24 protein-coding genes are annotated in these 24,886 nt (G+C 43.1%); 5 read left to right on the forward strand and 19 right to left on the reverse strand.

Going from position 1 to position 24,886, the window contains the following annotated elements:
* Positions 1–95: 95 nt before the first annotated feature.
* From E0D95_RS11300 to E0D95_RS11335, 8 genes are all read right to left on the reverse strand, one after another.
* Complete coding sequence (locus E0D95_RS11300) at positions 96–1,220, reverse strand: sigma-54 interaction domain-containing protein (RefSeq protein ID WP_130803892.1); 1,125 nt, start codon at positions 1,218–1,220, stop codon at positions 96–98.
* A 161-nt stretch (positions 1,221–1,381) separates the two neighbouring features.
* Positions 1,382–2,245 carry a transporter gene (locus tag E0D95_RS11305; protein WP_130803893.1) on the reverse strand — a complete coding sequence of 288 codons (864 nt, stop codon included), beginning with the start codon at positions 2,243–2,245 and terminating at the stop codon, positions 1,382–1,384.
* A gap of 347 nt (positions 2,246–2,592) precedes the next feature.
* Complete coding sequence (locus tag E0D95_RS11310) at positions 2,593–3,339, reverse strand: ABC transporter ATP-binding protein (RefSeq protein WP_130803894.1); 747 nt, start codon at positions 3,337–3,339, stop codon at positions 2,593–2,595.
* Positions 3,340–3,354: 15 nt separating this feature from the next.
* Positions 3,355–4,764 carry an ABC transporter substrate-binding protein gene (locus tag E0D95_RS11315; protein ID WP_130803895.1) on the reverse strand — a complete coding sequence of 470 codons (1,410 nt, stop codon included), beginning with the start codon at positions 4,762–4,764 and terminating at the stop codon, positions 3,355–3,357.
* 36 nt (positions 4,765–4,800) lie between these two features.
* Entirely contained in the window at positions 4,801–5,871 is a 1,071-nt protein-coding gene (locus E0D95_RS11320; RefSeq protein WP_130803896.1) for a branched-chain amino acid ABC transporter permease, read from the reverse strand.
* Between the two features lie 3 nt (positions 5,872–5,874).
* A complete protein-coding gene (locus tag E0D95_RS11325) occupies positions 5,875–6,756 on the reverse strand; it encodes a branched-chain amino acid ABC transporter permease (RefSeq protein ID WP_130803897.1) in 882 nt (293 codons plus the stop codon).
* A gap of 9 nt (positions 6,757–6,765) precedes the next feature.
* On the reverse strand, positions 6,766–7,602 hold the full coding sequence (locus E0D95_RS11330) for an ABC transporter ATP-binding protein (RefSeq protein WP_130803898.1): 837 nt from the start codon (positions 7,600–7,602) through the stop codon (positions 6,766–6,768).
* 9 nt (positions 7,603–7,611) lie between these two features.
* Positions 7,612–8,790, reverse strand: coding sequence for an AMP-binding protein (locus E0D95_RS11335; protein WP_130803899.1), 1,179 nt, complete (start codon positions 8,788–8,790; stop codon positions 7,612–7,614).
* A 313-nt stretch (positions 8,791–9,103) separates the two neighbouring features.
* Here E0D95_RS11335 and E0D95_RS11340 point away from each other — a divergent pair, with 313 nt between their 5' ends.
* A complete protein-coding gene (locus E0D95_RS11340; RefSeq protein WP_130803900.1) occupies positions 9,104–9,610 on the forward strand; it encodes a GNAT family N-acetyltransferase in 507 nt (168 codons plus the stop codon).
* Positions 9,611–9,690: 80 nt separating this feature from the next.
* Here the strand turns inward: E0D95_RS11340 and E0D95_RS11345 are convergent, their stop codons facing one another.
* From E0D95_RS11345 to E0D95_RS11365, 5 genes are all read right to left on the reverse strand, one after another.
* Positions 9,691–10,542, reverse strand: a complete 852-nt coding sequence (locus E0D95_RS11345; protein ID WP_130803901.1) for an SDR family oxidoreductase — start codon at positions 10,540–10,542, stop codon at positions 9,691–9,693.
* Positions 10,543–10,554: 12 nt separating this feature from the next.
* Complete coding sequence (locus E0D95_RS11350; protein ID WP_130803902.1) at positions 10,555–11,001, reverse strand: GlcG/HbpS family heme-binding protein; 447 nt, start codon at positions 10,999–11,001, stop codon at positions 10,555–10,557.
* Between the two features lie 173 nt (positions 11,002–11,174).
* The gene (gene phoR / locus E0D95_RS11355; protein ID WP_130803903.1) at positions 11,175–12,533 is read right to left on the reverse strand and encodes a phosphate regulon sensor histidine kinase PhoR; all 1,359 of its coding nucleotides are present in this window, start codon (positions 12,531–12,533) and stop codon (positions 11,175–11,177) included.
* 9 nt (positions 12,534–12,542) lie between these two features.
* Positions 12,543–13,253, reverse strand: coding sequence for a phosphate regulon transcriptional regulator PhoB (gene phoB / locus E0D95_RS11360; protein ID WP_130803904.1), 711 nt, complete (start codon positions 13,251–13,253; stop codon positions 12,543–12,545).
* Between the two features lie 174 nt (positions 13,254–13,427).
* Complete coding sequence (locus tag E0D95_RS11365) at positions 13,428–14,114, reverse strand: TetR/AcrR family transcriptional regulator (protein ID WP_130803905.1); 687 nt, start codon at positions 14,112–14,114, stop codon at positions 13,428–13,430.
* Between the two features lie 203 nt (positions 14,115–14,317).
* On the opposite strand from E0D95_RS11365, the gene E0D95_RS11370 reads away from it, so the two are divergent.
* Positions 14,318–15,154, forward strand: coding sequence for an SDR family NAD(P)-dependent oxidoreductase (locus E0D95_RS11370; RefSeq protein WP_130803906.1), 837 nt, complete (start codon positions 14,318–14,320; stop codon positions 15,152–15,154).
* A 46-nt stretch (positions 15,155–15,200) separates the two neighbouring features.
* On the opposite strand, the gene E0D95_RS11375 is transcribed toward E0D95_RS11370, so the two are convergent.
* The 5 genes from E0D95_RS11375 to E0D95_RS11395 form a co-directional block, all read right to left on the reverse strand.
* Positions 15,201–16,568, reverse strand: coding sequence for an MATE family efflux transporter (locus E0D95_RS11375; RefSeq protein ID WP_130803907.1), 1,368 nt, complete (start codon positions 16,566–16,568; stop codon positions 15,201–15,203).
* Positions 16,569–16,666: 98 nt separating this feature from the next.
* On the reverse strand, positions 16,667–17,815 hold the full coding sequence (locus E0D95_RS11380) for a methionine aminotransferase (RefSeq protein ID WP_130803908.1): 1,149 nt from the start codon (positions 17,813–17,815) through the stop codon (positions 16,667–16,669).
* A 32-nt stretch (positions 17,816–17,847) separates the two neighbouring features.
* The gene (locus E0D95_RS11385) at positions 17,848–19,155 is read right to left on the reverse strand and encodes a DUF445 domain-containing protein (protein ID WP_130803909.1); all 1,308 of its coding nucleotides are present in this window, start codon (positions 19,153–19,155) and stop codon (positions 17,848–17,850) included.
* 14 nt (positions 19,156–19,169) lie between these two features.
* Positions 19,170–19,757, reverse strand: coding sequence for a CC0125/CC1285 family lipoprotein (locus tag E0D95_RS11390; RefSeq protein ID WP_130803910.1), 588 nt, complete (start codon positions 19,755–19,757; stop codon positions 19,170–19,172).
* Positions 19,758–19,807: 50 nt separating this feature from the next.
* Complete coding sequence (locus tag E0D95_RS11395) at positions 19,808–20,347, reverse strand: DUF924 family protein (RefSeq protein WP_130803911.1); 540 nt, start codon at positions 20,345–20,347, stop codon at positions 19,808–19,810.
* A gap of 212 nt (positions 20,348–20,559) precedes the next feature.
* Between E0D95_RS11395 and gshA the strand changes: the two genes are divergently transcribed.
* Positions 20,560–22,143, forward strand: a complete 1,584-nt coding sequence (gene gshA, locus E0D95_RS11400; RefSeq protein ID WP_130803912.1) for a glutamate--cysteine ligase — start codon at positions 20,560–20,562, stop codon at positions 22,141–22,143.
* 11 nt (positions 22,144–22,154) lie between these two features.
* Positions 22,155–22,676, forward strand: coding sequence for a disulfide bond formation protein B (locus tag E0D95_RS11405; protein WP_130803913.1), 522 nt, complete (start codon positions 22,155–22,157; stop codon positions 22,674–22,676).
* A gap of 62 nt (positions 22,677–22,738) precedes the next feature.
* Here the strand turns inward: E0D95_RS11405 and E0D95_RS11410 are convergent, their stop codons facing one another.
* Positions 22,739–24,085, reverse strand: coding sequence for a PGAP1-like alpha/beta domain-containing protein (locus E0D95_RS11410; protein WP_130803914.1), 1,347 nt, complete (start codon positions 24,083–24,085; stop codon positions 22,739–22,741).
* A gap of 216 nt (positions 24,086–24,301) precedes the next feature.
* Here E0D95_RS11410 and E0D95_RS11415 point away from each other — a divergent pair, with 216 nt between their 5' ends.
* Positions 24,302–24,886 carry a YqiA/YcfP family alpha/beta fold hydrolase gene (locus tag E0D95_RS11415; protein WP_130803915.1) on the forward strand — a complete coding sequence of 195 codons (585 nt, stop codon included), beginning with the start codon at positions 24,302–24,304 and terminating at the stop codon, positions 24,884–24,886.

Raw genomic sequence — 24,886 nt, forward strand, 5'->3', positions numbered from 1 at the left:
AATGTATGCAAATATGTTCATTTTTTAATTTGAAACTATTTTTTAATTTGAAGCTAGGATGAACCCAATCAATCTCAGGTGACTGAGAACAGACTTTAAATCGCTTTATCAATACATTCAGCAGCACGTCCATATAATAAATGATGACGTTTTAATAAGGTACGTACCACGTTACGGGTAACACCCAAGCGCGAGGCAGTTTGTACCTGATTATAAAAGCAGCAGGAATAAGCGGTTGAAATCACCAATCTTTCCAGTTTATCCCAGACATCCTGTTGATGTTGTGAGGCAGCAAATATTTTTTTCAATTGTTGTTCAATAATGTCATAGGGCGATGCCTGATCAGGTATTAAGTTTTCCTGTGTCGATAATGCGATGGCTGTCGTGTTTGCCAATTGTTTAAACAGCTGATTAAATTTTAAATGTTCTTTTTGAATGACGAAACCTTCTGTCACTAATACTGCATAATGGGCAATATTTTCCAGTTCACGAATATTGCCCGGCCACGGATAATCTAGCAATGCGGTAATGGCTGAAATGGCAACGTCCAAAGGTTCACGTTGTGCCTTTTTGCTATAAATATTCACAAAATGCTGAAATAACGGCAGGATATCGCCTTTACGCTCGCGTAGCGGTTTTAAATCCAGTTGAGCGATATTAATGCGAAACAATAAGTCCTGACGAAATTGTTCTGCCTGTACCGCCTGTTCAAGATCCACATTGGTCGCTGTAATCAGACGGACATTGACGGGGATTGCCTGCCTTGCGCCGACACGGGTGACTTCGCGTTCCTGTAATACCCGTAATAATTTGACCTGTAGTGACAGCGGCAAATCCCCGATTTCATCCAGAAATAAAGTTCCGCCATTGGCTGCTTCAAACCAGCCCTTACGTTGTCCTGTCGCGCCCGTAAAGGAACCCGCCTCATGTCCAAATAATTCACTTTCAGCAAGTTGGTCGTTAATCGCGCCACAGTTCACCGCCAGAAATGGTCCTTTACGTCCACTCAATTCGTGAATATGTCGTGCCACCAGCTCTTTGCCTGTACCTGTTTCACCACGAATTAAAATCGGTGCTTCACTGGGTGCCAGTTTTTCAATTAATTGTAAAAGTTGCTTAGAGACAGGATCATGAAACACCAGTGCTTTGGCACGGATGCTTAGAGGTTGCGCGTGCTCTCCTTCAAGTGCAAATACCCGTGTCGAAGAATAAATATTCATAAACCAACCAAAACCTAAGAGTACTAAGGGCTTCATCTTAATATGAGTATTTGCAGGGTGTTATATCAATTTCAGGCTAGTTTATGTGCTATTTTCTTATACAAATTTTGTGCAATGCTTATCGAAAAAGGGAGCTACAGAAATAACTCCCAATGTTGGATTTAAAATACTTTTAATAAACGGACATTGATGCGATTGTCTTCTTTAAAACCATTTTCGACTTTAATGTCCTGACCATAAGTCAAAATAATATTGGTGGTTGCAGTTGGTGAATAGGCGGTTCCCACCCAGAATTTACTTTGTTTATTGCTCTCTGAGCTTACACCATTCAATTTGGTATCGCCTGCTTCGGCATATGAGAGACCTGCACGTAAATCCCATTGATCATTGAGAAAATAACGGGCATTGGTCTGCACCTGATAACCCACATCCTGTTTTAATTTGCCGCCGCCTGCAATGTCATCATTATCACCATAAATAGTAAAATCTGCTGAAGCATCCCACGCTACATTGGGTGCCAGACGAGTGGTGTACGCTGCTTGAATATTCAACTTATAGCGATTTTCCCCAAGGTTCAGGGCATCGTCCTTGTCATATTTTCCTGTTGGCAAATATAAATAAGGTGTGATGCCAAAATAGGTTTTGGCATCAGGATTATTAAGCAGCCATACCGGCGACGCCAGAATAATATCGCCGATACCACTGCTGGAACCCAGTGCTGAAATATCGCCTTTTGCCTTTAACTCGCCAAATGGAATCAGAATTTGCGGCGCCGCACGAAATCCCGCAATGTCGGTATAATGCACAAAACGGGCAATTCCAATATTGGAATCAAGTTGCGGATTGCCTGCCTGTTTGTCACTTCCAACATACAATTCGTCACGGCTGGCACGTTGTAAATAGAGCAACGCCAGACTGGTGCCAGCAGGCGCGACATCATAATCGCCTGCATCCAGATCGACTGCGTTGGCTTGTAGTGCGAAGCTGCTCACAAGCAAGGCTGCACTTATTTTTAAAAGTTTCATCTTTAGAATACCCCGAATGAAATAAATTTGGAGATGTAAAAACCAATCAAGTGTGATTGAACCATTCATGTCGTATGGATGTTTGCAAAGGGAATGCCAATATTTAAAGTTTTGTTTTTATTGAATTAATTTTAAATTTATATGGTTTTGTTGATATAACAACACAATAAAATCGTAGAAATAAACCAAATGCTGAATTTTCAACAGGTTTTCAGTTGCATGTGATCAAACGCACTACAAGGCAGGTTGCAAATGGTCTTAAAAATTGTGTTGCAAAAATAAAGCCCATCCGAAGATGAGCCTTAAACCCTAAAATTCTGTTCATGCGACCAGTAGAGCGGTTCTATTTACGCCACAGACTGCCCCAGATAGGCACGCTGGATTGTGCCATTTTCATAAAGTGTCTGGGTATTGCCAAAGGCATTGACCACATCATTTTCCAGTACATAAGCCAGATCGGTATAATGCTTTGCCAATGCAATATTCTGTTCGGCAACAATAAAACTTAAACCTTCCTGTGCGCGTAACTGTGCAATCAACTCGAAAATTTCGCGACTAATTTTCGGTGCTAGCCCCATCGAGGGTTCATCTAGCAACACCAGTGTCGGTTGTGTCATTAACGCCCGACCAATCGCCAGCATTTGCTGTTCACCGCCTGAGGTATAGCCGGCCAGCGTGTCGCGTTTATCTGCCAAACGCGGAAAATAATGGTAAATCCTATGCAGTGCCTGTTTGAGGGTTGCGGCTGAAGGATGCTGTAAAAAACCACCTGTTCGCAAATTTTCTTCTACCGTCAGATTGGAAAAAATGTGTCGTCCTTCAAGGACTTGCACCAGTCCTTGTTTGACTACATCACTGGGATTTTTTCCAAGAATGGATTCACCCTGATAGAGAATATCTCCTGATAGAATCTGTCCATTCTCTGCTGTAACCAATTGCGAGATGGCTTTTAAGGTGGTACTTTTGCCTGCACCGTTGGCACCGAGCAAGGCAACAATTGCTCCTTGAGGCACCGTTAAGCTCACCTGCTTGACGGCTAAAATACTCTGGTCATAGACCACTTCAATGTTCTGCACATCAAGCAGTATGCTCATGATTGATCTCCCCACTTAACTTTCAGTTGCACAATTGCGAGGGGTAATGCCTTGTTCTTTGGCATATTGTTGCGAAGATTTTTCAATAATAGGGCGTAGTAATGCACGATCTGCCTGTACCCAATCACTAATGACTTTCCATTCTTTTCCATCCCATTGCTGGAAGCGGACTGCACCACCACCTTCGTGATCGGCACACGACAGTTTCAACGGTTGTACCAGCCCCACTGCACCGAGGGCTTTCAGACGGGCTTCATCCAGATTGAGATGTTCAAAGCCCCAACGCACTTCTTCCCCTGTTAATGGACGTTGACCAAATTTTTGTTGCGCCACACGAAGCGCTTCTACATTCAAAATGCCATTCACAATGCCTAGATTGTAATAAACGGTACCGAAGCGTTTTGGGTCGGCCAGATCAGATTGTCCTTTGTCCACCACGTATTTTTTGATGTCCTGCAACACCGAGAAATGGGTTCCTGATGGATGAGTGGTAATCGAAATAAAGCCTTTGGCTGCATCACCTGCTGGCGCAGCATCTTCTTCTGAATTTGACCAGATATTGCCAATAATTTTATCCGCTGGATAACCCACTTTCTGCGCGGTCTTTAATGCCACAGGGTTCATGACGCCCCAGCCCCGCAGAATGACCCAGTCTGGCTGAATTTGTTTGATCTTTAACCATTGGGATTGTTGTTCGTTGCCGGGATGTGGAACTTCGATATTGGTCACCTCAAAACCATATTTCTTCGACAAAATATCAATCACAGGAATGGTTTCTTTGCCATAAGGTGAACCGTGATAAAGCACCACAATTTTTTTGCCTTTTAAATGATCCAGACCGCCACTTTGCTGTCCCAGATAGTTAACTATCGCAGAGACTTCACTATAGGGATTAAGCTGTAAGGGGAACACATACGGGAAGACACTGCCATCGGTAGAGTCGGTGCGTCCGTGGTTAATGGTAATTAATGGCAATTTGTCTTTGGCAGAGCGTTCCAGTGTGGCATAGGCAATACCCACAGATAAGGGATTGGTCGCTGCCGCGGGTGCGCCATTTAAGCCTTTTTTCAGGCGTTCGTAACATTCCACACCTTTTTCGACCACATATTCGGTTTCACACTCCGACCAGACCAGTTTGACCCCATTCACCCCGCCAGTGGCATTGATATATTTCAAATAATCAATAAAGCCGCCGAAAAAGCCTGTGCCCCCAGCCGCATACGGTCCAACCCGATAGCTTTGCAATGGGAAATACTGAGCATTGCTATCCGACAGTTGAGTCGACGCAGCTTGGCTGTCTGTCGAGGTATTTTGTGCGATAGTTTCCGTTTCTGTCTTTTGCTTTTTGGTGGTGGCAAATACAATGGCTGCCAGTACAACTGCAATCAGCACCAGCCAGAACCAGAGAGATTTAAATAATTTCATGGTTTCCTCTAAATATAATATAAAAGATGAATCAACTTAGTAACGTAATGGCCATTTTCTAAATCGCTGATAGGCATTGCCGAGCAGACGAATCAAGCCTTCTGGCTCTTTAATCAGAAAATAAATAATTAAGCCCCCAAAAATAATTTTTTGCAGATTTTGCAGCAGAGCCTGATCCACCGCTTGACCCAACACGCTGCTGCCTAAAATACTGAGCAGAATTGGGAGTAGAACAATAAATGCAGCACCTAAAAAGCTGCCTGCCAGACTGCCCAAACCACCGATAATGATGATGAATAAAATTTGAAAAGAGCGATTGAGGTCCAGTCCATCGGCTTCGATGGTTCCCAAATAGGCAAATGCCCACAATGCACCTGCAATTCCCAGATAAAAAGAACTCACCGCAAAAGCCAATAGTTTGGTTTTTCCAACCGAGATGCCAATACTGAGCGCAGCTGTTTCCATATCGCGTACCGCACGAAAAGCGCGACCATATGGGCTATTGAGCAAATTTCTGGCAAAAATAGTCAGAACCACCACCACTGACAGTGTGAACAGATAATGTCCGACGGGACTATTCAGAGAAAAGCCTGCGATCGACAAGGGCGGAGCGGTGATGACTCCCGAGGCATTATGATTGGTAAACCAGCCATATTGGGTAAATAGCCACGGCACAAAAAACTGTGCTGCCAGCGTAGAAACGATCAGATAAAACCCTTTAATACGTAGGCTAGGCAAGCCCACGATCACGCCAAAAAATGCCGCAATCAATCCAGCCAAGAGCATACTGACCAATAACGGTAATTGTGGTACTCGCAATTCAAGGTTATAGGTGGCAAATGCGCCTACCGCCATAAACGCTGCCGAGCCAAGAGATAATTGTCCCGTATAGCCTGTCAGAATATTTAAACCCAACCCTGCCAATGCTAAGACCAGAAAGGGCACCAGAATCGCATTAAATAAATATTCTGAACCTACAAAGGGCACAAAAATAAACGCTACTGCCAACAAGAACCAGAATAAAATGCGATGCTCTTTGATGGTAAAAATGCGCTGTTCATCCTGATAACGCTGGGGAAATTGTCCTGCCTGAGAGAATAAAAACATAATTTAGACCCTCGCCACATTCTGTTGACCAAACAAACCTGTTGGTCGAACCAGTAAAAATAAAATGGCCAGAACATAGGGAAACCAGTTTTCAATCCCTGAACCAATGATTCCACCGAGATAAATTTCTGCCAGTTTTTCCGATGCGCCGATAATTAACCCACCGATAATCGCCCCAGAAATTGAGGTGAATCCCCCAATAATCAACACAGGTAAGGCTTTTAACACCACCAGTGATAAAGAAAATTGCACGCCTAAACGTGCGCCCCAGAGTAATCCTGCAACCAGTGCAACAAAACCTGCCACCGACCAGACCAAAATCCAGATATGATTCAGTTTGATGCCAACAGATTGTGCCGCGAGAGGATCATCGGCAACCGCACGTAATGAAATGCCGAAACGGGTTTTACTAAATAAAAGTGACAGAATCACCACCAGACTGCCTGCAATGGCTGTCGCGAATAAATCAAATTTGCTTACCGATACCCCATAAAACTGAATCGGGGTATCAGCGATGCCCAGATCAAGCCCATGAACCTGTGTGCCCCAAAGGGTTTGCGCTAATCCTTCAATGATATAGCTCAAGCCCAGTGTCGCCATAAATAGGGTGATCACTGAACGATTGACCAGATGTTTTAAAATGAAGGCATCAATCAACAGCACCAATAGAAAAATTACAAACAGTGTCACAGCAAAGGCGACGGCAAATGGCACACCGCGTTCGGTTAAATTGACAAAGGTCAATGCCGAAAATAAAACCATCGAACCCTGCGCAAAATTAAATACCCCCGATGCCCGATAGATCAGCACAAAGCCGATGGCAACCAGTGAATACATCACCCCTGCCAATGTTCCACCGAGTAGAACTTCCAGAAAAAACGACATGATTCACCTCTAAATATGGACTTCTTTTTCGCTTAATTGTTGCGGAGTAACAGGTTCCGAACCGAGCTCTTCTCCTAAATACGCCCCCAGTACCTCGGGATGCGCCTGTATGTCCTGCGCCGTACCATCGGCAATTTTTTTACCGTAATCCAGCACCACTACATGATCTGAAATTTGCAAAACCACACCAATATCGTGCTCAATCATCAAAATGCTGATGCCGAGTCGTTGATTCACTTTCTGAATGAATCTGGCAATACTTTGTTTTTCTTGTTGATTCATGCCTGCCATAGGTTCATCTAGCAGTAACAAGCGTGGCTCTGCTGCCAAAGCCCGAGCCAGTTCTACCCGTTTCTGCAAGCCATAGGACAAACTGCTGACCACACTGTGGCGATATTGCTCAAGGTGTAACAGTTTTAAAATTTCTTCGACTTTACGACGTTGACGATCTGCATCTTTTTGTTGAATGGGGAGTTGCAATAGCACCCCCAGTAAGGAATGCCGACTTTTTAAAATTCGACCTGTGAGCACATTGTCCAGCACGGTCATGTGCTTAAATAACGCGAGATTTTGAAACGTTCGCGCAATTCCCAGATGAGCGGATTGGGCGGCCACATCGTTTTTTAAGTTTTTTCCTGCAAAAACAATTTGCCCTTGCTGTGGCTGATAAATACCATTCACGATATTGATCACGGAACTTTTACCTGCGCCGTTTGGACCAATCAGGGCACAAATTTCACCTTCTTTGACCTGAAAACTGAGTTTTTTTAACACCTGCGATTTGCCAAAAGATAAATCGATGTCTTTTAATTCCAATAAATACTGGGCTGAAATTGTGGATGACATGGTTATTCCCTACGGTGCAGACGATATGGATGACACAGATAAATCTGATGAATTGAACCGTGAAATAGACAGGGGAGAACGTTGCCAATTGGCTCGATTGTCCCAATGTTGCAGTCGAATATGCAGTGCCTGATAAAATGCCAGACTCGAATCTGAGGGCGGTTCACCGACAATGAGTGCTGTTTTCAGCCGAGAAAAACCCAATTCTTCCAATATGACTTGCTTAAACAGAGCGAGCAGCCATTTTTGCGGGAGAGATAATTTTTGCTGCTGCAAAAGCCGGTTGAGAGCGTTTTGATAAAGCTTAAATAACCACGTATTTGCCAAAGGCAAGCGTTGCTGAATGCGCTGCTGTACCCGTTGATAGGTAAATTTCGTGCCCAACACCAAGGTCGGAGCAATGATTTGTCGATCCTGATCTCGGGTGTCCAGACTTTCAGGAATATTCAGCGTAAACCCTGCATATAACCATGCCGACCACAAATAACGAATATGTCCAACACTGGAAAACGCTCTTGCTACAAACGCCTCTTCAGTTGCATTTAACTGATGCGTCTGTACCAGTTGTTGCGCTTCCTGAATCAGCTCCTGATGACTGTAATAGACGCGTAAGCGTTCTGATTGTTCTACTCGTTCAAAACTAAACGCCGTCTGCTGTGGCTCAAATTGAAGACATTCAAATTGAACATGCTGACTCTCTCTGGCGTCTGCCAGCAAATGCTCCACCGCCACAATATTTTCATGCTCAACATGTTGTAAATCGTTTTGTTCAATATAAAAAATATAGATCGGCAAATGACGAAACTGGTCCAGCGGTGCAAGTTGCTGAAGCTGTTCCACCAACACATAATCAGGCTCAATGACCCTAAAATAGGTATGGATTTGCGCTGCACTTAACTGTTCGGCATGATCATCAATCAGTTGAACCTTTCCACCCAAAGCTTGCACAGCCAGACTGATGGCAATCACATCAGCATTCGGTGAGCTGATGATCAATACACTTTGATCTTTTTGAAAACCATAACCTTGCAACGCTGCGGCAAAACGCTCACTTAAATCCAGTAAAGACTGCCATGACCATGCTTGCCATAAACCCAACTGTTTATGACGCAAGGCGATATCCTGCGGACGTTGCTTGGCATGATGCGCAAGTAAACTGCCAAGATGCTGAAAATGTTGTTCTGACATATCACTTTATTCCTTTGATTCCAGTCAGAATATCGGCGCAATATTCTGGCTAAATCACAAATCTGGCTGGAATAAATCAATTAATATGCCAATTATAAATATCAATATAATTCAGCTATTTAAAATAAAAATTTTCCATGTTGTTGAATTTTGAACTGTTGAAATTTCAACACAGTGTTTTATATTCACCTGAATGTAATTGGATTTAAATTTTACTTTTACAATAAAGACCAACGTGCAGAATCGCCTTGAAAAGCGTGTGCTGTAGAATCAGATCACAGTGGTGAGATTAATATAAGACAGGATTTTTTGAATGCATATTGAAATTCGAAACGAACAGCAACAAGACCTTCAGTCTATTGAAGCTTTAACGCAAGCGGCGTTTTTAAATGCGGAACATTCGAGCCACACTGAACAATTTATTGTGAATCAATTGCGTAAAGATGGGCAACTCACCGTTTCTTTGGTTGCGCTGGAGCAGGATGCGATTGTGGGTCATGTTGCTGTTTCACCTGTGCGTATTTCTTCAGGGGAAACCGGTTGGTATGGTTTAGGACCTATTTCAGTTTGGCCTGAAAAGCAGGGACAGGGCATTGGCTCACAACTGATGCATGCTGCACTGGAACAGCTCAAACAATTGGGTGCCAAAGGTTGTGTACTATTGGGCGACCCAGCGTATTATCAGCGTTTTGGGTTTCAATCTTATTCAGATTTGATTTTACCTGATGTTCCTCAGCTATATTTTCAAGCGATCAGTTTTGTAAATGACATTCCGAAAGGAACCGTGAGTTATCACGCGGCATTTAACGCAACAGCATAATTAAACCTCATGCTCACGTTGTGATGTTGACTAAGCAGCCGATGAAAGGTCATCGGCTGCTTCATTTGTCTTAAATAAATCTATTTTCCATTGGGAGTTTCAGGCTCTAGCTCATACGCATCTTCTACTAAAGGATCGCGTTGTGCATCTGAATGAATGAGTCTGTCCCACTTTTCATGCATTTGTTTCTTGGTATCTGCTTCAATTTCTTTGGGAGCCAGATTACGGTAAGTTTTTTGCTGCTCTGTCACCACATCGACAATAATGTCTGAGACTTGATCGGGTTCGTATTGTTGATGTGGAAAAGACAACTGGCTGTAGTCAAACAACGCATCTGCTTGGTCTTCAGGATACCAGTGTTTCCATGTTTCAAACATGCGATCATTAAAGCCTGTTAAAATTGGACCAGGATTAACAGTGGCAATTTTGACATTATATTCATGTAATTCTTTATTCAAGGCTTCAGCAAAGGCTTCGATGGCATGTTTTGACGCAGAATAAGCGCCAGTAAATGGGTCAGTGGTTAAACCTGCGACAGAAGAGATAAAAATAATTTTACCTGATTGACGTTTTGCAAATTTTTTCGCAAATTTTTGCGTCAGTAAAATAGTACCAAATACATTGACTTCAAACTGTTCACGTAAACGATATTCAGGAATATCTACCACTGCACCCCCTTCTGAGATGCCTGCATTGTTGAGCAAAATATCAATATCGAAGTTTGCAATGAATTCACGATCAAGATCATCGGTAATATCCAGTTTTTCTACCTGAATACTAAGACCTTGCTGTTGGGCTTCTTGTTCTAATGCATAAATTTGTGCAACAGCCTCAACTGTTGCAATCACCTGATAACCCAGTTTTGCCAGCTTAAACGCAGTTGCTTTACCAAAACCTGTACCGGCGCCTGTAATTAAAATTTTTTTACTCATCATATTAAACCTTTATTGATTTGATTCATTGTGCTGCTGTTGGAGGTGATTAAAATAATCTTGCATGCTCTGAGCAATACATTGATCTTGCTCGGCTGTACCGCCACTGACACCGACTGCACCCACTACATCATCATTCAGCAGCAGCGGAAGTCCACCTGCAAAAACAATGACTCTTTGATTTAGGGTCAGATTTAAACCGTATAATTCACCATCCGGTTCACTGAGCTGTTTTAATGCCTCAGTTGATTTTTTAAATAGCGCACTGGTATAGGCCTTATTGATACTGTGTTCAATACTTGGTAATTGTGCGCCATCCATTCGAATATGAGTCAGCAGAAACCCGTAGGCATCCACGACGGCAAGATTGGAAGGTGAGTCAATCGCCAACGCCTTTTCGCGACCGACATGAATTAATTGCTGTGCAAGCTCGAGCTGAATCATGGAAATAGAATGCATAGATCAAACTGCTTTTTAGTTTTAGATTATGTTTTTTAATATAGAACAGGAGATTTAAATGTTATGTAGGCAGTTGCCAGTATATTCTTATTGATTTGAGTGCTTTTGTTATATTCACGTGAAGATGATCATTAATCTATGAATGCGTATTACATGGCAGATACAAGGCAAGCTTATGCCATCTGATACAAACGTTCTTTAGGAAAAACAGCTTTAAATACTGATCCTTCATTTTCTTTCGAGATCACATCCAGATAAGCCCCGTGTTGCATCAAGACATGTTTGACAATCGCAAGTCCCAAACCTGTTCCACCTGTGGCACGACTACGTGCACTGTCCACCCGATAAAAACGTTCGGTTAAGCGCGGTAAATGCTTGGGATCAATCCCGATCCCGTTATCCTGAACCGTAAAATAACCATGTTCGCCATCATCATGCCAACCAATGGTGATAATGCCGCCTTTAGGGGTATATTTAATAGCATTGGTAATCAGGTTGCTAAAAGCACTGGCAATTTCCATATCGGAACCAATTAAATCGCAATGACTATCGATATCCAGATTTAAAGTATGCCCATAATCTGCATTGTAGGCCTGTGCATCATCAAACAATTGATTCATTAGACTTGGCATTTCAATAATCTGATTTTTGGCAATTTTTTTATTATTTTCCAGATTTGAGAGCAATAATAAATCATTAACCAAAGCATTCATGCGTTTGGTTTGTGACTGCATCTGGTCCAATGCTCGTTTCCAGCGTGGATTTAAATCTTCCTGATCGGTAAAGGTTTCGATATAACCGCTAAGAACCGTAAGCGGAGTACGTAATTCGTGTGAAATATTATCGACAAAGTCTTTGCGCATTTGTTCCAGATTATGGATGCGGGTCACGTCATAGGCGACCAAGAGTACACTATCACCACCAAAGGGAGTCAGTTTAATCTGGACATAGTGATCATCCAGTACTGATGATTTCAGCTTGATGCCATCAGGCGCATGATCAATATGGTTAAAGTATTCAATAAAACTAGGCTGTCTTAATATCCCTAATACATTGGTTCCACGATCAAGCAGACTGATGCCCAACAGCTGTTCGGCCGCAGGGTTACACCATTCAATTTGTTGTGAATCATCAATTAAAACCACTGCCTCATTCAGTGCCACCAATGATGACTGGGCGCGGTCAATTAATCCCACCATTTCAGCCTGAACCACACGTTCCTGTCGCTGGGCACGATAAACATTAAATAATAATGCCCCCCAGATGCCATTTAAGTTGGGCGGCGTATCATAAGGTCGGTTGGAAATCCATTCATTAACAATATACAACGAGCGCAGTTGTAAGCCGAAAAAGATCAAAAATGCAATGAGGATACATACGCCTAAATAATCCAGACCAAATCCCACAAAAGCTGCAATGATCAGCAGAAAAGCCAGCAGCCTTAAATCTTGTTTGGCAAACGTCCATAAACTGCTATAACGAAAACGTTTATGTTCACGTGCCAAATCTGGGACGGGATAGGGTTCGTACATAAAGAATGTTTAACCTACTGCTAAATCTGCGCGTGTTGAAAAGCGATAGCCTGTGCCACGTACGGTTTGTACAAAGCGGTCTGCGCCAAAGGGCTCAAGCACTTTACGCAAACGACGAATGTGCACATCAATGGTACGATCTTCAATATAGACATTGCCACCCCAAACTTGATCAAGCAATTGGGCGCGGGTGTAGGCACGTTCTGGATGCGTCATAAAGAAAGCCAATAAGCGGTATTCAGTTGGTCCCATTTCCAGAATATGACTGCCAAAACTAACACGCTGGCTGACTGGGTCTAAAATGAGCCCATTGGCATCAATGGCTTTTTCACCATTTAAGGCATTGGCACGACGCAGCACGGCTTTAATACGGGAGACCAGTTCTCGGGTAGAGAAAGGCTTGGTCATATAATCATCTGCCCCTGCATCCAGCCCTTGGACTTTATGATCTTCTTCACCACGAGCCGTCAGCATAATCACGGGAATTTCTGATAATGTTTCGTCACGTTTTAAGCGACGACACAAATCGACCCCACTGACACCACCCGGTAGCATCCAGTCCAGTAAAATCAGGGCAGGGCGTTGATCGACGATCATTTGATGGGCTTGTTTGGCATCTTCAGCCTGTAAACATTGAAAGCCCGCCATATCCAGTGAAGTATGAATCATTTCACGGATGGGAAGTTCGTCATCAACGATTAAAATATAGTCATCTTTCACAACGCAATTACCCTTTAGTTTATTGAACGGTGGACCGTTTTATTTATGACAGGCTTATTACAAAGATTAATTGTGACAGTATCATTGCAAAATTGAGTATAACGCGATTTTTTACAATCAATTGTGACAAAAATTTGTCTATTCAATACTCCATCTGCGCATTTTATTTGTCGTTCAATTATTTTGGGGTTTAGAAAAAGTCTGTAATAAAGATAAGAAGACAGTGCGACAGGCAAACAAAATATCATCTGTCGATTGTTTAAATCCACCGACCACCCAGCGAATTGCAATTTGGGTGACATAGCCATTCAGTCCTGTCGCGATGAACGACATTTCCTGTTCATTCCGTTGTAAATGCGGCATCATCAGCATCACAAAGGCCTGAATCATGCGGTCAAAACGCTGCATGGTTTCATGAATGGTGGCCTGATTGTGGAGTTCCTGTACCAGCATGGCATCAATATAAATAATACGTGCCAGTCGTGGATCATCTTTTAAGGTGTGCAATAACGCACTCAGACCTGCATCAATCATTTTGACAGGATCAGGTGAGGCTTGCATGACGGCTTGCATCAGGTTGTGTTGCAGGGTTTCGATTAATTTTAAGAAAATAGTTTGAAATAAATCCTCACTTTTTTTAAAGGATTCATAAAAATAGCGTTCGGTCAGTTTGGCTTCATTACAGACATCCTTGACAGTAACTGAGAAAAAACCTTGTGTTCCATAGGTTTCAATGCCGGCCTCAATCAATTTTTCACGACGCGCCTGTTTACGCTCAGTCAAAGACAAGCCTTTAAACTGGCGTTCCTTACTGTTTTTTTGTTGTGCTGGTGTTGTTACGTTAGATGGATGCTTGGTCATTGATTTCGGTTATCCCCATTCGCTCTGCTGAGTTTAGCAAGTTTTTCACAAAATGATCGACTCGGTCATTCAATTAAGTATTTACGCTAAATCCGATAGATTATATTGACAATATGTATTGTCAAAAATATATTGACGTATAGCTAAGAGCGAGCAGTGCTTCAGCATGAACAGCACCATCAATGAAGGAAAAAGGATAAGCAATGAAAAATTTTAAAAATAAAGTCGCTGCGGTAACCGGTGCGGGCTCAGGGATTGGTCAACAGCTTGCCATCTTGCTGGCCCAATCAGGGTGTCATTTGTCACTCAGTGATGTCAATGAAAAAGGGCTGGCTGCAACGCTTGAACAACTCAAGCCATATAATGTAAGGGTCACCACCAAGCAACTGGATGTCTCTGACCGCAATGCAGTGAAAGCATGGGCGCAAGAAACTGTACAAAATCATGGCTCAGTCAACATGATCTTCAACAACGCAGGTGTGGCTTTGGGTTCAACCGTTGAAGGCTCAAGTTATGAAGATCTGGAATGGATCGTGAATATTAATTTCTGGGGAGTGGTATACGGTACCAAAGAATTTTTGCCGTTTATTAAACAAACCAAAGATGGGCATATCGTGAATATTTCCAGTCTATTTGGTTTAGTTTCCCAACCGACTCAATCGGCTTATAACGCCACTAAATTTGCAGTCCGTGGTTTTACTGAATCTTTGCGTCAAGAACTTGATATGCAAAATTGTGGGGTGAGCGCACTTTGTGTTCATCCGGGTGGCATTCGTACCAACATTGCCAATTCAGCAAAAATGGATGACAGTTTAAAAACGCTGGGGATGCATCCTGAAAAATCGATTAAGTCGTTTAACAAACTATTGCGTTGCCCACCAGAAGAAGCTGCTCGTCAGATTTTAGAAGCGGTTCGTAAAGATAAACGCCGTTTATTGATCGGTAATGATGCCAAAGTGCTGGACTTTATGCAGCGTTTGCTCCCGACTGGTTATCAGCGTGTCAGTGAATTCGGGGCTAAACTCACCAATAAACTCTAAGATTCGATTCGCCCAGATCAACTTGATGCTGGGCTTTTTTTGCTGTTTAGATTAAAGCCTTAATGGCTTTTTTCTTCCAAATGAATTGGTAATAACTGGCTTGTAAAATACATAAACACACAAACGCCAGTGCATAAGCATACCAGATGCCCTGTAAGCCCCACCATTGACTAAATAAGTATGCACAAGGTACTTCAATACATAAAATAGCAGCAATATTGATCAGCATGGGCATGGTAACGGTCCCGCTTGAACGCATGATCGAGGCAAAAATAGCACTGGCACCGAAAAATAAAATCGACCACAGCACAATAAACAGTAATTGTTGCCCCAATTGCACCACACTCGCGTCGGTAATAAAAAGTGCCATCAAATATTTTGAAAATAGATAGGCTAAAATGACCAGTGTTCCCGTAATGATGATATTCATCCAGAGAGCAGTGCGGGTCACGCGTGCCAATAAGTCAGATTTACCCATTCCAATTGCTTGCGCGCCAAAAATAGAGGCGGCAATGGCAATCGATAGCGCAGGAAACTGAATATAGTTTAAGACCTGATTCACTGCACCATACGCCGCCGTGGCGTGTGCGCCAAAGCGATTGACCAGTCCGACAATCACCAGTCCTGCCACCGATGTAGTGACCATTTGAATGCCGGTTGGAATCCCCAGACGTAAAATCAGACCACTGAGTTCCGAGTCATAGCGAATATGTTTCAACAAGGCCAGATCAAGTTTCAGTGGATGGTTTTTATAATTTAAATAAACCACCAAAAATAGGATGACCAGCACATTACCCGTAATGGTGGCAATAGCAGGTGCAATAATGCCCAGTTTGGGAAAACCAAAATAACCGGCAATTAATACTGGGGTAATAATGAGACCAATTAAACTGGTAAGTGACAAGGCAACCAATGGGGTAATACTGTCACCCACGCCACGTAAAATAGACGTGTAAATAATGTAGACAAATAATAGAGGACTACCTGCCAGCATCCAACGTGCATAAGGGACAGAAAGATGCAAAACGCTCGGATCGGTTCCTAAAGCCAATAAAATATGCGGCGCAAAAAATACCCCAAGAGCAGCAATAATGCAGCCTCCGATCAGGGTCATAAACAGAGTAGAGCCCACCACACAGCGTACTTTCTCAATATTTTGAGCGCCCCATGCCTGTCCCACTAACACTGTCGAACCAGCAGAGAGCCCAATCACAAAGGCCATTAAACAAAATAGAATCGGAAAAAATACCGCTACGGCTGCAATGGCATTGACCCCCATCATTTGCCCAACAAAAACCGTATTAATTGTTCCGGATAGATTTTGCAGAATATTGGTGGCAATCAACGGCAATAAAAACACCAGAAAGGTTTTCCAGAGTTTTTGCTGCTGAATCAGCGGACGATGAGGGGGCATTGATTCTCCATCAATTTGAATATGCAGTGATCATTTAAAATTCGGATAGCAACAAGATAACATGTCAATTAAAAAACACTGTTATTTTGCGCTACATTTCATTCCCCCAAACGTTGAGCTGCAAGTTCGAGGGTTTGTTCAGTTTTGGCAAAGCAAAAACGAATCAGGCGTAAATGTGCCGGGGCGTGTTGATAAAACACCGAGATCGGAATGGCGACGACGCCCTTTTCCTGTGCCAGAACATGGCACATCTCAAGATCATTCAAATCTGGACGAATGTGTGAATAATCTACAGTTTGAAAATAAGTGCCCTGTGCTGGGGTAAATTGAAAATCAGAGTTTTGCAAGGCAGCATTAAAAAGATCACGCTTATTTTGATAAAAATCAGCCAGTCCCTCAATGTGTTCAGGGTGCTGCTGCATATATTGGGCAAGCGCAATCTGGGCTGGGGTATTGCCACAAAAGTTGGCATATTGATAAATTTGTCGGAACAACTGCATGAGGGCAGCACTGGCAACACAATAGCCTGTTTTCCAGCCGGTGACATGAAAGGTTTTACCAAATGAGCCGACCACAAAGCTGCGTTCACGTAATGCAGGAAAATGCAGGGCACTCCAATGTTTCGCCCCATCAAAAATCAGATGCTCATAGACTTCATCCGATAACACCAGCAAATCATGCTGTTCAACCAAAGCAATTAACTGTTGCCAATCCTGATAGGACCAGATGGTACCTGTGGGATTGTGCGGGGTATTCACGATAATCATGCGAGTTCGTGGGCTGATCTGGGCAGCAACTTTGTCCCAATCGACTTTAAATGCGGGGGCATCGAGGGCAATATGCACAGGAACTCCACCAGCCACACGCACCGCAGGATCATAACTATCGTAACTTGGGTCAAAGATAATCACCTCATCACCGGTATGTATCGTGGCCTGAATTGCAGCAAATAAACCGATAGTGGCCCCTGGCGTAATCGTGATTTCATTTAAGGGATCAAGCGTAACCTGATCACGTTGCTGAAATTGTAAGGCAACCTGTTCCCGCAGTGCCAGCCAGCCATCACCTGCGACATATTGATTATGACCATTTCGTGTGGCCTCACACAGTGCTTCCACCAAGTCAGGAGGGGCTGGAAAATCAGGAAAACCCTGCGATAAATTTAAGGCATTTAAACGTTGAGCCAAGGCAGACATGGTACTAAAAATAGTAATACCCTGATTAGGAAGTTTGGATGATAGTTGCATGGCTCAAACGGTTCTCATCTGGAAAAACAGTGTTATAGCATATAATCGACCAAGGCACGGATGATGCCCAGTGTCAGACCAATGAATGCCCCAACCACTACACCATTGACCCGAATCATGTGGAGATCGCCACCGACTTCATTTTCAATTTTGGCAATCATTTCCCTTGAATCCCATTCATGAATACGTTCACTGATATAGCGGATAATTTTGTCGCTATATTGGTCACTAAAGGTGATGGCAAGTCCAGTCATTTTTTCGTTCAGGACGTCACGTACAGCCTGATTTTGAATCAGATTGTGTCCGACTTGTTCAATCGCAACGCGTAAATTTTGCGCAATGCCTGAATCTTCTTGCTCTAGGTCACGTTTAATGGCATTACAAAGAATAACCACTGCGCCGCTAATAAAGTTGAGGACTTGTGGGCTGTCCAGCAAGGCATTCTTACCTTCATTTAGACGTCTACTGGCTTCACTATTGTGATCTGCCAGTTGTAGCATCATACTTTGCGCGCCCTGTTCGATGCCTTGTCGCCATGGATGTTCTGGGTCGGCGAGCATTGACTCGACTTTTTCAATCAGGGAATCAATGGTCCGTTGTTGTACATCAATGCCAATCCAGCTTGCCCCTTTGGCCAATTTCCACACCCCCAGTTCTTTAAATAAGGTACGGCTGAGTTCACGTGCTTGTTCGGGATGTGTCACAATCCATTCATGAGCCAGATCTAGTCCACGTTGTAATACGTCCTGATGAAAGTCATTTTCCAGTACGGCACGCAGCATTTCACTGGCCAGTGAATTAATCTGGGTGTTTTTGACCCACTGCACACTATTGGTCTGGATAAAACGGGCAATTTGCTCCTGACTAATAAATTCGAAAAGTTTAGGCACAGTCTGCTGAATCAACTGCACAATTTGCGTGTTATTTTTTGGATTGGCGAGCCATTGTCCAATGGCGAGACTTAAATCGGTGTTATTTAAACTGCGCTCTACCACCTGCGGTGACAGAAAATTTTCCTGAACAAAACGTCCCATTGATTCAGCAATACGGGTTTTGTTGCGCGGAATAATTTCAGTATGATCCTTTAAAAACTTTGGAATTGGAATTTTTCCAAAAGGATTGCGAAATAACACAGTAATGGCGTACCAGTCTGCCAGTCCACCGACCACACCCGCTTCGGCTGATAACATTAAAATATGAATCAGCCACGCATATTCGGGCCAAAATTTTGCCACGACCATGAGCACCACCCATGCAAACACCGCGCTTAACAAGGCGATGGTGGCATAGCGTTTACTCCGATTTAAATTTGGAGAATGTGATGTTTCTTCAACCTGCATGCAAGCATCCTATCTTAATTTTTATTTTTGCTGCTGCCCGTGGGTGGTGACGGCGTTACTGGTTGAGGCAGTAACACTTCACCAGACGGGCTTAAGCCATATTTTTTTCCTAGTGACTGTAAGATCAGTTGGGCATCAAAAGCGTCCTGCGGTGCCGATTTTTGATCTTTATAGCAACGAATACTATACGCGACTTCGACGGGATCGATATTGACCACTTGTGGCATATCATAGAATGGATCGGGCCAAAAAGCAGGATGGCGACGATAATATCCATAAGGGTAATAACTGGGTGAAGACGAATATACGACGGCCTGCCGTGGCGGCTTCTGAGTTTGGTTGCTTGGGTCATCAATGACTTTAAAAAAGCGGAAGCCGTTTTGCAGTGTGGCTTGTGCCGATTTAACCAGGGTAATCTCTTCTGCTGTTCCATAGCTCATATTCGGGTCAGCCTTAAAACTAATCCGATAAGTCTGATTATTGAGGGCATAGGTAGCAAACTGCCCCAATTGATCAAATGTTCTGGGCTTTTTCGGTGTAGTGGCACAACCTGTCATGACCAATGCTGTCATCAGTGCCAGACTTAGCGATAAATGTTTCATGAGGAACTCCTTGTTATTGTGTCGCATCGGTGGAGTAAATCAAATCCAGCTTAAAAATGACTATTGGGCTGCGTTAAAAATTCACGTTCTTCTGGCGTTGATTCACGTCCCAAGACTTCATTTCGATGCGGATAGCGACCAAAACGGTCAATAATCACCTTATGCTTTTTCTCAAAATCCAGATTGACTGGATTACCCAAGCGTTGAAACAGTTTCAGCGCAAATTCATGAATGTGTTTAGATTCGCTATGCATAAAGGGCATATATAAAAAAGAACGTTGTGGTGGGCTTAGTTCCGCATCTAGTTTTAGGCTAATCGCTTCTTGTGCCAGTGCCAAAGCCATGGCGTCATGGGCAAAGGCCTGTGCCTGATTGCGGTATAAATTACGTGAGAATTGATCTAGCACAATAATTTCAGCCAGACGGCCTTCGGCATTTTGACGCCACGACCACAACTCAGCCTGAACCGCTTGATGATGGGTTTGAGCAAATTGCGTGCGAATCTTTTCATCGAATTCATCACTCTTTTTAAACCAGAGCGGTTCTTGTTCAGGTGCAAACCAAAAATTTAAGACATCTTGTGCAGTCATTGTTTACAACTCTTTAGCATTTATTCTTCAATAAAATCACAAATCAAAGATGTCTTATAGACCAAGTTTGTGATAAAAAATTGCCAAAGTGAAATGGCCCAAGCAGGCAATTGCAGTTTGCCACTGCGCTGTTGGGCATAATTCACGTTATACTTATTTATATTGATAAAACATTATTCTTTATCGTTCTTTAGATCAGCGAGCATGTGTACATGAGTCAACCCAAATCAACCTCTCAAACTGTCGTACCGACTTGGGTGGATTCTTCATTATTGCAGGGCATGTTACGTGGTATTGAACGTGAAAGTCTGCGCATGCAGAGTAATGGTTTTTTATCACAGAGTCCGCACCCTCAAGCACTCGGATCGGCTTTAACCCATTCACGGATTACTACAGATTATTCCGAAGCTTTAATGGAATTTATCACGCCACCCAAAGAAACCATTGCGGCGGTTTTACAGGAGCTTGAAGATATTCATGCGGTAGTACATCGGCATTTAAATCCCGGTGAAAAACTATGGCCCTTGTCCATGCCGTGTATGCTGGACGACGAAGAAGAAAACATTCCGCTGGCAAATTATGGCTCTTCCAATATTGGTCGTTTTAAAACGCTGTATCGTCGGGGGTTGGGCGTGCGTTATGGTCGCCGCATGCAGACCATTTCAGGCGTACACTATAATTTATCTTTTCCTGAACAGCTGTTTGCTGAGTTACAACAGCACGAAAGCGATGCCACTTTAAAACAACTGAGCGCACAGGATTATCGTAGTCATCGTTATTTTGGCCTAATTCGTAATTTTATTCGTTTGACCCCGTTGGTCATTTTTGTGGTGGGTGCAAGTCCCTCAGTCTGTCGTTGTTTTTTAACAGGACGTGAGCATCATTTGCAGTCTTTAATTAAAGGCACATTATATTTGCCAAATGCCACAGCGTTACGCATGGGACGTTTGGGTTATCAAAATTCAGCACAAAAACAACTCGGTATATATTATAACGATATCAATGGTTATCTAAACGGATTACAAGCCGCAGTCAAAACATCGTATCCACCGTTTACCCAGCTCGGTTTGAATGATGCACAGGGTGAACCGATTCAAATTAATGACCACGTGCTGCAAATTGAAAATGAGTACTACAGTCTGGTTCGACCTAAACAAGTACCGCAAAATGGTGAAACCCCATCACAAGCTTTGCAAAATCGCGGGGTTGGCTACGTCGAGTTACGTGCAGTTGATGTCAATCCGTATAGCCCAATAGGCATTGATGAAACCACGGCAGGCTTTCTGGAAACACTTGCGCTGTATTGTTTACTTTCAGATAGCCCAGCACTTGAACCCCGTGAGCAGGATGTCATTGAAATCAATCAGGCGACTGTCGTAAACGAAGGTCGTTCGCCAGATGCGAAAATCATCACCTCACAAGGTGAAATATCGGTACAAAACTGGGTTGCGCAACATTTACAACAGATGCAGCCTTGTGCTGAGTTACTGGATGAACGTTATGCGACGGGGCTATATCGTGATGCGCTTTTCAGCATGCAACAGCGTACTCAGCAGCTTGAACAAACACTGTCCTCTCAAGTGGTTAAAGATACACTTGCTCATGGGGGAACATGGAGCTTTGGTAGTGCGCTGGCACATGACTATGCGAAAATGTATGATCAGTATGAATTAAGTGCTGAGAAAACGGCTTATTTTGAGCAGTTGGCTCAGCAGTCCTTACAACAACAACATCAACTGGAACAGGAAAGTGCCATTAGTTTTAATGACTATCTTGCCCAGTTTCGATCACCATAAGAGGTCTACCCATGCAATGGCGTAGTTATCGCTTTATCAGTGGATTACTGGTGCTGGCGAGTATTGTCGGCATGTCTTTTGCGCTTTATCTGGAACATTTTCAGGGTTTGGAACCTTGTCCATTATGCGTATTTCAGCGTCTTGGTTTAATCGCTATGGGTGTTTTTGCCCTGATCGCTTTTATTCATAATCCTGTTTCTAATGTCATGAAACGTGTTTATGCCTTGCTGTCTACATTGGGTATTTTATGGTCAGTGGGCGTGGCTGCGCGCCATGTCTGGTTGCAGACTTTACCACCCGATCAAGTGCCAAGCTGTGGTCCGGGATTGGACTATTTGCTGGATGCCTTGCCGCTAAAAACGGTGTTACATCAAGTGCTGTCTGGTTCTGGTGAATGTGCTGTGGTCGACTGGACGTTCTTGGGTCAGTCTTTACCTGTCTGGTCACTGGCGTTTTTCAGCGTCTTATTGCTGATTTGCTTATGGCAACTTTTAAGACGGTATCCTGTCACTAAAAAAGCCTATAAGAAATAAGACATCAAGCATAAATAAAGCCAGCATTTGCTGGCTTTATTTATGCTGTCATTGGACTGGTTTTAGGTCTCTACAATACCCGTCAAGTCAGTCAAATCATACGTTTTTCCTGAAATCATGTGGGTTTGTACTCCAGTAGAGGCATAATCATCATGTTCAGGATAAAACCAGCGTGTGATCTGTTCAGAAACACTGGAATGATACTGAATTTCAAAATGGTTGAGTCCATAAAACACAGCTTTGTGTGAGTCAGGTAGTTTGAGCTGAAAACGCGGATTCGGATGTTCACCCAAGGCACTTTTTACGCTGACCAAATAATCGCCAATAATCGACAGGGCTTTAGACTTTTTATTGCTCTCATATTCGACCGTTCCTGCCACAAAAAAAGTATTAATATGTGACGGCAATGGGGCAGGTTTACGGTTATCGTCCATGAGACCAATTCGTGCTTCCATATGTTCCCAGTCATCATCACGGACACTGCCATGTCGCAAATCCAGAATGCCATTACTGCGAATATTGACCAAATGACCAATAATTTTCACAAAAGGGAAACTGCCCAGCTTTTCCTGTAAGGCAAACCCAAAACGCTCCAGCACCGCGCCATGATGGGGTGAACCAATACAGACCAGATTGCCCATCATATGTGTCCACTGGTGCATATTTTGTTTGCCATAAAATAATGCGCTACGCGACACCAGTCCACCCATACTATGACCAATTAAATCAATACTGGTAATGCGTGGGTTACGTTTAATCAAGTCTTCCAGCGTATTGGCCAGACTGCGACCATTGGCAGAAATTCGTCGTCCTGTATTGTAGTTCAGGTACAACATAATATTATGATCACGTTGAGCCAGTAGGCGTTCACCAATTCCCCCAAAGTTACGTTTACTCCAGTCGGTATGGTTCATGCACAAACCATGAACAAAGATCACCACGCGACCCGCAATATCACCTTGTTGTAATGCACCATAGTGATCATAAAGCACCATGGGCAAGGCCAGCGGATTTTGATGCTTTAATAAATAATCACCCAGCACACCATTGAGTGCACCCACCAGATAATGTTGGGTCGGTGTGAGCGGTTTATCGTGTAAAGTCGGGAATTGTTCAATAATATGCCGTAAACCGGGTGCTAGAAAATAGCGACCATATTTTTGCAGTGTGGTGTATGACCACTGTTGCAAACGTTCAATTCGTGGAATTTTTAAAAAACGGCGAGATTGTTGATCACTCATGCCAAAGGTGCTTTGTAAAACCTCACGATTGACAATTTGAACAAAATCATGGACCCCCAATAAACTGGTACTCACCAGTTGTGCCAAACCTTCAAGCACATCGGCCTGACTCGGTGGCGTACGATCCCATTTACAATAGGTTTCATGTAGTGGTGTTAAACTTGGCATTTCCAAATCCTTGATTCATGCACGCACCTGATACTTTCTTTTTCATTTGCTTCAGGTTATAAAACAATTATATTCATCTTAGGTGTTGCATTAACAACACTTTAAAAATACTGACGAATGACCAGTTATTTTTATTTTTTTGTCTAACAATCTTGTGCGACATACAAATTAAAACTAATTTGTGACAAATATCACATTATTCACGACGACGCTATCATGAATCTGATCTATTTACATGGTTTCCAAAGTAGTCCTTTCTCCATCAAAGGACAACAATTGAAACGATACTGTCAGGTCAATCATGATATACAGATTCATTTACCCGATTTAAATCTTCCTCCTTTGGAGGTCATGGCAAAGCTTGAACAATTGATTCAGGGTCTGGAGCAAGTGGTACTGGTCGGTAGTAGCTTTGGTGGTTTCTATGCGACTCAATGTGTCGCAAAGTATGCCTTGCCTGCTGTATTGGTGAATCCTGCTGTGCGACCATGGCAATTGTTTCATGATTTATTTGGTGTCGACCAACTGCCTTATCGGGTGGCTGAGTATTGGACACTCACTGCACAACATCTGGATCAGCTCAAACAGATGGCAGTTGCTGATGTCCCCAATGCTGAGAAAATACTCGTGTTGTTACAACGGGGCGATGAAACTTTGGATTATCGTGAGGCACAGGGGTATTATAGTCAACCATCGCACCACGCCTTGATTTTATCGGATGCGCATGGTAACCATGCAATGGATGATTTTGAACAAAAAATACCGTTGATTCTTGAATTTTTAACCTATTCGCTTAAATAA

Origin of the sequence: Acinetobacter ihumii (assembly GCF_900625095.1) — a bacterium.
GTDB classification, from domain to species: Bacteria; Pseudomonadota; Gammaproteobacteria; order Pseudomonadales; family Moraxellaceae; genus Acinetobacter; species Acinetobacter ihumii.

Bases quoted from the DNA above. Each gene is read 5' to 3' on its own strand.
- E0D95_RS11410 (WP_130803914.1), bottom strand. From the start codon at position 24,085: ATGCCAAGTTTAACACCACTACATGAAACCTATTGTAAATGGGATCGT.
- E0D95_RS11305 (WP_130803893.1), bottom strand. From the start codon at position 2,245: ATGAAACTTTTAAAAATAAGTGCAGCCTTGCTTGTGAGCAGCTTCGCA.
- E0D95_RS11345 (WP_130803901.1), bottom strand. From the start codon at position 10,542: ATGAGTAAAAAAATTTTAATTACAGGCGCCGGTACAGGTTTTGGTAAA.
- E0D95_RS11335 (WP_130803899.1), bottom strand. From the start codon at position 8,790: ATGTCAGAACAACATTTTCAGCATCTTGGCAGTTTACTTGCGCATCAT.
- gshA (WP_130803912.1), top strand. From the start codon at position 20,560: ATGAGTCAACCCAAATCAACCTCTCAAACTGTCGTACCGACTTGGGTG.
- E0D95_RS11320 (WP_130803896.1), bottom strand. From the start codon at position 5,871: ATGTTTTTATTCTCTCAGGCAGGACAATTTCCCCAGCGTTATCAGGAT.
- E0D95_RS11395 (WP_130803911.1), bottom strand. From the start codon at position 20,347: ATGACTGCACAAGATGTCTTAAATTTTTGGTTTGCACCTGAACAAGAA.
- E0D95_RS11325 (WP_130803897.1), bottom strand. From the start codon at position 6,756: ATGTCGTTTTTTCTGGAAGTTCTACTCGGTGGAACATTGGCAGGGGTG.
- phoR (WP_130803903.1), bottom strand. From the start codon at position 12,533: ATGTACGAACCCTATCCCGTCCCAGATTTGGCACGTGAACATAAACGT.
- E0D95_RS11315 (WP_130803895.1), bottom strand. From the start codon at position 4,764: ATGAAATTATTTAAATCTCTCTGGTTCTGGCTGGTGCTGATTGCAGTT.
- E0D95_RS11380 (WP_130803908.1), bottom strand. From the start codon at position 17,815: ATGCAACTATCATCCAAACTTCCTAATCAGGGTATTACTATTTTTAGT.
- E0D95_RS11385 (WP_130803909.1), bottom strand. From the start codon at position 19,155: ATGCAGGTTGAAGAAACATCACATTCTCCAAATTTAAATCGGAGTAAA.
- E0D95_RS11370 (WP_130803906.1), top strand. From the start codon at position 14,318: ATGAAAAATTTTAAAAATAAAGTCGCTGCGGTAACCGGTGCGGGCTCA.
- E0D95_RS11340 (WP_130803900.1), top strand. From the start codon at position 9,104: ATGCATATTGAAATTCGAAACGAACAGCAACAAGACCTTCAGTCTATT.
- E0D95_RS11415 (WP_130803915.1), top strand. From the start codon at position 24,302: ATGAATCTGATCTATTTACATGGTTTCCAAAGTAGTCCTTTCTCCATC.
- E0D95_RS11350 (WP_130803902.1), bottom strand. From the start codon at position 11,001: ATGCATTCTATTTCCATGATTCAGCTCGAGCTTGCACAGCAATTAATT.
- E0D95_RS11405 (WP_130803913.1), top strand. From the start codon at position 22,155: ATGCAATGGCGTAGTTATCGCTTTATCAGTGGATTACTGGTGCTGGCG.
- E0D95_RS11365 (WP_130803905.1), bottom strand. From the start codon at position 14,114: ATGACCAAGCATCCATCTAACGTAACAACACCAGCACAACAAAAAAAC.
- E0D95_RS11375 (WP_130803907.1), bottom strand. From the start codon at position 16,568: ATGCCCCCTCATCGTCCGCTGATTCAGCAGCAAAAACTCTGGAAAACC.
- E0D95_RS11310 (WP_130803894.1), bottom strand. From the start codon at position 3,339: ATGAGCATACTGCTTGATGTGCAGAACATTGAAGTGGTCTATGACCAG.
- E0D95_RS11390 (WP_130803910.1), bottom strand. From the start codon at position 19,757: ATGAAACATTTATCGCTAAGTCTGGCACTGATGACAGCATTGGTCATG.
- E0D95_RS11330 (WP_130803898.1), bottom strand. From the start codon at position 7,602: ATGTCATCCACAATTTCAGCCCAGTATTTATTGGAATTAAAAGACATC.
- E0D95_RS11300 (WP_130803892.1), bottom strand. From the start codon at position 1,220: ATGAATATTTATTCTTCGACACGGGTATTTGCACTTGAAGGAGAGCAC.